This window comes from uncultured Virgibacillus sp., from assembly GCF_947495635.1.
Classification (GTDB): domain Bacteria; phylum Bacillota; class Bacilli; order Bacillales; family Amphibacillaceae; genus Virgibacillus; species Virgibacillus salarius.
Window position 1 is genome coordinate 1 of record NZ_CANMAB010000169.1, and the last position, 4,375, is coordinate 4,375.

Here is a 4,375-nt window from a genome sequence, read left to right on the forward strand (position 1 = left end):
GAGTCCAGTTGAGTACCGAACGCAATCCAGCCAATCAGCTGCATAGTATAAACTCTAACTTTTGGGGGTAACCACCTCATTGTTCGTTTTTTATTGTTTCTTCATTCTTTTGTCTCAGCGTCTTATCCTTATTTGTCAATAATCTAATGCTGCTGAACGTAGTTTTCTTCTCACCTCTCTTCCCCAGCTTTTCACCGCATCGGTGGAAACACCTTCTCTGTCCGCGATCTCTTTTATCGATAAATCCTTAACAATAAACAACAATACCCATTTCCATTGATTTTCCGTTAGTTCTTTTTTTATATCTTCTAAGTCTGTGTTTTCATGAAAGTACTCCGTTTCCTGATTACTTATTGGATACATTCTACCGCCAGCGCGAACATAATTACCATGTGTTCTTTTAAGGAACTGATGAGCTTCATACGTATCGTCATTTTCTCTTTCTCTTGTTTTCTTTCGAATTAAATCGATCATACGATTACGAATGGTATAATTAAAATAGGTAGCTAATGGTCCTTTATCTGGCTTATAGTTCTCATAAGCGTTCCACATGGCAACAAGCCCCTCTTGATAGAATTCCTGATGCGGATCATTAATATGAAGTTTATGAATATGGTAATGGATTCTGCGTTCATTCTGTTCAACAATCTCTTCAAAGGTCATATGGAGAGCCTTTTTTCCTTTAACCATCTTTATCCCCCTAACAACTCTATTTAATCCTATTATCGAATGAACAAAGAGGATAGTGGCATTTTTATTTATTTTTGTTCTCGTCATTTTCTTATCTATCTAAAAAAACATCTCATTCAACAGAATGAAATGTTTTTGTGAGCCAGTTCCTATCTTAACGGTCTTTGTACAGTTGAACAATCTGTATGTGATATGACAAAATGAAGAAAGATATTTGTTCCTCACGCAATTCTACTTTTACTCAACCAGTTGGAGGTTTTGTTCCCCCCACTGATGGTTCGTACCATAAGGGTATGACCTCAAGGCCCTTTAACGAATCGGACATTTCCTTGAGTTGATCCCACTTCCCATATTGGTTTTACTTGATTGCTTGAAGTGGGAGTCTTACTACCAGTAATATGTGAGATAAACTAATCCCATTGTACAATTTAATAGATATCACCTATCATCCTATTAATTTACGTTAACTAACACAAAAAGTACATAGATAATTTAAAAAAATCTGATTTCCACAAAGGAACTCGCTATAATTACCCTCTGATTTATAGAAATGCGCTTCATATAGTTACCAGAGACAGTAATGCATGCTTTATCTTATAATGGTCCGCTTTAGTTATTACCCATCTTCTCTTTTTTTAAATTCCCTTTATTTATAATTTTATCAACTTACTTATAGCAGGTTTATACATGAAAGTGAAGAAGTCCTGTTTTTTATTTGGATGCTCAATCCTCGAGAGGATCAAGCGCTTTTTTCACTTCTCGTTATAAGCTATTAACAAAATTATTAATATTTTTATAAACTAGACCATTTATAATCGCTTATTTTCCACTGATTATCAATGTTACTTACTATGAATAGCACTTTGTAGTGTCCATATAAATCAGCAACTGCTGTCTGTGTCACTTTAAATTTAGTACTGGAGAGTTTTGTAATACTATATTCTTCCCCCTCCCGGAAGTCAGGTTCGCCATCCATAGGAATTAAATATAAGCCATCGCTTTTTTCCTCTAGGCGGTTAGACCATATCTGTTCTGCAACATTTCTTGTCATCATATTATTTAAGCGTGTATACACATCTTCTTTAACAACAAATGTGTTTTTAAATTTATAGGATTCTGGTTCTAATTCTGCAATAACTACATCAATGCTCGAATTAAATTGCCTTAGTTTATGAAGTATAACTTCTTTTTCCTTATCCGAAATGGAAGGTTCATTTTGCTCTTTATCCGTTGATTCACTTTCTTGATCTTTCTGATGTTTATTATCAGTCTGATTCGTAGATTGTTTTTCTTGATCTTCTTGATGTTCCTTATTACCATTTTGATCCGCAGATTGATTCTCTTGATCCTTCTGATCATTTGTTTCTATTGCATTTTCTTTTTCGTCAGACTCATCTTTATTTTCAGCGACTTCCTTGTCAACTGCATTCTGTTTAGGTTCTTTCTCTTTCATATTGTCTTCTCTTTCTATTAATTTCTTACTGGATTGCATCTTTGTAGAAAAAGGAGCAGGAGAAAATTCATAAATCTTATTGTCTATTACTTCATCTTTAAGTACAGGCCCGATTAATAGAAATACTAATATAAGCGCAAAAACTAGTGACGAGACATATAACGAATACTGCTTTTTCTTCTTTTTTCTTAGAATTTCTTGTTCATCATTAGTAGTAAAATGAATATTCTTGTTTAAATATTTCTGTATTTCTTTTTTAATATGATTATCAAACTCACTCATCATATATCCCCCTCTCTACTAATTCTCTTTTTAATAATTTCCTTCCTCTAACTAATCTTGATTTGACTGTATTCATTTTTAAACCATTAATCGTACTAATCTCCTTTAAAGACATTTGCTTATAATAATATAAAATAAGAACATCCTTATATTTAATTGGAAGCTGTGCAATTAACCGAACTAATTCATTTGATTGCTCTTGTTTTTCTACTTCCTCATGAATTGATTCTGTTAATAGTCCTTTTATTGTACTAATGACAGGTTTATAAATTATATTTCTAAAGCTCCATTTCCGTTGATAATCCTTACACTTATTAATCGTGATCCTATATAACCATGTTTTATAGCTTGATTTTTTATTAAAACGGTGAAAATTCTTATAACAAGATATAAAAACTTCTTGAACAATATCCTCACTTTGCGAGATATCATTTACATACAAATAAGCAATTCGTTTTAACTCATCTCCATATAACCCCATAAGTTCTTCTAATAGAATTTCATTAGTATCAGATTCACTTAAAATCTCTTTCTCATTAAACAAACCTTACTCCCCCTTCCATATATTAGACGATTATAAAAAAAGATATGGTGCGTTATATCCAAATTTTTAATAATCATCTAGTGTTAACGAAAAAAACCTTAAACACCATTGTATTTAAGGTTTTTTTCTAATTATATACTTGGATTATTATTTCTTTTGAAAACAATAATAACCAATCTTTTTATTATCATCCCTTATAAATCCTTTAGCTCGATATCCTTGCTTAAACAAACAATTAAACACCGCTCTTGTTTTCATTCGCCAGTCAATTGCCAGTTCTAACTGATTGCTTTTTATTTCTTGTATATTATTTGGCACAGAGACAAAATATGCATTCTCCTTTAAATTCTGATCGGCATGCAGGTTACTAATTGGCATTCCTTCTTTTTCTAATAGGAGTACTTGTTCTTCAATTACTGTCTGGACGTTCTCTAAGCTTTTATCCTCATTCCAATGCCATTCTATAATAATACGATCTGTTGCCATCCCCCGGTTCAATCCATCATCCATATCTCCATAGTAATTTTCCTTATACTTGACACCAGTCGCCCCTAATTTATTCATATTTAAGTAAGCATTTAAACTTTGCAATGGATCAAAGGTCCAAATCATTTTCTCATACCCCATTTGATCAGCAATCTCAGCTTGCTTACGCTTCATCCTTTCTCCTAGGCCTGCCTTCCGATAATCAGGTAGTAAACCTAGCATATGTGAATATAAATACACTTCCTGCCCATCATAGCCAGTAAAGCTATAGGAAAAACCAATTAATTTATCTCCATCGTATGCTCCTAACATTAGCCCTCCATTATTTATCGCTGTGTATGTTTGATGTACAGGAGTTGCATTTCCCCAAATTTGATTTTCTAAATGAAGAATACTTTCTAACGCATCCATCTCTGTTATCTTTTGAATGACGATATTTCGTTTCATAAAATTCCTCCTCTGCAAGCTGATCTGTTCAGTTTATTTTCTAAATATAAAAGAAGTAGGTGTATCATTCAAGTAAACCTTTTGCTGTTTTAAAAGTGACACTTCAATCAGCTATAGTTTTGTTTATCCCCCGCGATCGTTAGTACCACAGGGGTATGACCTAAAGGCCTTAGAGCCAATCGGACATTTACTGGCAGTCGCCCCCCCACTTACCAATAGTGGCTTCTCTTTTTGCCTGAAGTAGGTTATTGTGGGGGGGATAAATAGTAAGTTGACCATATAAAGCACTTACTATAATTAATATACTAACGTAAAACAAATTGAAATAAATTCATCTTAATGAACGATCTATTTATTATAAAAATCCCCGAAGCATAAAAAATCCTGCTCATTCAGGAGGCCACTGAAAAAGTCCAAAAAAGATATGATTTCCATTTTATTATGGGATTCATATCTTTTTTTAGTTACAATAA

The 4,375-nt window shown here is 33.0% G+C and carries 4 protein-coding genes; all 4 read right to left on the minus strand.

The annotated features are described in order from the left end of the window. Window positions 1–135: 135 nt before the first annotated feature. Window positions 136–690: a sigma-70 family RNA polymerase sigma factor gene (locus Q1A47_RS20080; protein ID WP_226983551.1), complete on the minus strand. Its 555-nt coding sequence runs from the start codon at window positions 688–690 to the stop codon at window positions 136–138. Between the two features lie 793 nt (window positions 691–1,483). Continuing rightward, window positions 1,484–2,425, minus strand: coding sequence for a hypothetical protein (locus tag Q1A47_RS20085; RefSeq protein WP_166531035.1), 942 nt, complete (start codon window positions 2,423–2,425; stop codon window positions 1,484–1,486). After that, window positions 2,418–2,969 (minus strand): sigma-70 family RNA polymerase sigma factor, encoded by a 552-nt coding sequence (locus Q1A47_RS20090; protein ID WP_051388214.1) that lies wholly within the window; start codon window positions 2,967–2,969, stop codon window positions 2,418–2,420. The genes Q1A47_RS20085 and Q1A47_RS20090 overlap by 8 nt, the downstream gene beginning before the upstream one ends. A 147-nt stretch (window positions 2,970–3,116) precedes the next feature. Further along, window positions 3,117–3,902, minus strand: a complete 786-nt coding sequence (locus Q1A47_RS20095) for a GNAT family N-acetyltransferase (protein WP_026679584.1) — start codon at window positions 3,900–3,902, stop codon at window positions 3,117–3,119. Between the last annotated feature and the right edge of the window lie 473 nt (window positions 3,903–4,375).

Coding starts and splice junctions, on each gene's coding strand:
- Q1A47_RS20080 (WP_226983551.1), bottom strand. CDS start 690: ATGGTTAAAGGAAAAAAGGCTCTCCATATGACCTTTGAAGAGATTGTT.
- Q1A47_RS20085 (WP_166531035.1), bottom strand. CDS start 2,425: ATGAGTGAGTTTGATAATCATATTAAAAAAGAAATACAGAAATATTTA.
- Q1A47_RS20095 (WP_026679584.1), bottom strand. CDS start 3,902: ATGAAACGAAATATCGTCATTCAAAAGATAACAGAGATGGATGCGTTA.